Raw genomic sequence first — 1,171 nt, 5'->3', positions numbered from 1 at the left:
GAGCCCCGCCGCAGCGAGGCTGGCGGGCGACCGCCCGAGGGTTTCCGGGGGTTTCGCCGCGACGACGACGGCGAGGCGCGACGCAGCTTCCGGCGCGAAGCCAGGGACGGCGGCAACGCCCCCGAGGCACGCGGACGCGAGCCGGCGGGCAACTGAGCGGCCACGCGCGCGAGCTCTGCGGGCAGCGGCAAGGTTGCTCGCCTGACGCAGTGCAGCGAGAATCACGGTTTTGGCGCCGGCACCCCGGCGCCCTCTCCGTGGCGGGCCCACCCGGCCCGTCCCCGACCACCCTCCCGGGCAAGACCAAGATGAAACTCTCCTCGCTGCTGATGCTCTCCCTCACCGCCGGCGCACTCCTCGCCGGCTGCGGCAAGAACGAAACCGCGCCGGCCGCCCAATCCGCCGCAGCCCCCGCCGCCCCGGCGAAGATCGTCATCGGCCTCGACGACAACTTCCCGCCCATGGGCTTCCGCAACGAGAAGAACGAACTGGTCGGCTTCGACATCGACCTCGCCAAGGAAGCGGCCAAGCGCCTCGGCATCGCCGTCGAGTTCAAGCCGATCGACTGGAGCGCCAAGGAAGCCGAGCTCAACGGCAAGCGCGTCGATGCGCTGTGGAACGGCCTCACCATCACCGAGGAGCGCAGGAAGAACATCGGCTTCACCAGCGCCTACATGGAGAACCACCAGATCATCGTGGTGCCCGCCGCGTCGGCGATCAAGACCAAGGCCGAGCTCGCCGGCAAGGTGATCGGCATCCAGGACGGCAGCAGCGCGGTCGACGCGGTGCAGAAGGACCCGGTGGCCGCCTCCTTCAAGGAGCTGAAGAAGTTCGGCGACAACGTCACCGCGCTGATGGACCTCACCACCGGCCGCCTCGACGCGGTGGTGCTCGACGAGGTCGTGGGCCGCTACTACACCGCCAAGAAGCCGAACGACTACGTGGTGCTCGACGACCACTTCGGCACCGAGGAATACGGCGTCGGCACCCGCAAGGACGACACCGCGCTGCTGGCCAAGCTGCAGAAGGCGATGGACGAGATGAAGGCCGACGGCAGCGCCGCCCGCATCTCCACCGAGTGGTTCGGCAAGAACATCATCAAGTAAGCCGGCTGCGGAGATCGCGGCTTGCGCCGCTCCTACGTCGGCCCCGTGTAGGAGCGGCGCAAGCC

The 1,171-nt window shown here is 69.1% G+C and carries 1 protein-coding gene; it reads left to right on the top strand.

Going from position 1 to position 1,171, the window contains the following annotated elements:
* Positions 1-308: 308 nt before the first annotated feature.
* Complete coding sequence (locus C665_RS19670) at positions 309-1,106, top strand: amino acid ABC transporter substrate-binding protein (protein WP_004330253.1); 798 nt, start codon at positions 309-311, stop codon at positions 1,104-1,106.
* Positions 1,107-1,171 lie beyond the last annotated feature (65 nt).

The sequence above is a fragment of the Thauera aminoaromatica S2 genome (assembly GCF_000310185.1).
GTDB lineage: Bacteria > Pseudomonadota > Gammaproteobacteria > Burkholderiales > Rhodocyclaceae > Thauera > Thauera aminoaromatica.
This window is presented reverse-complemented; position numbering and strand designations above follow the sequence as displayed.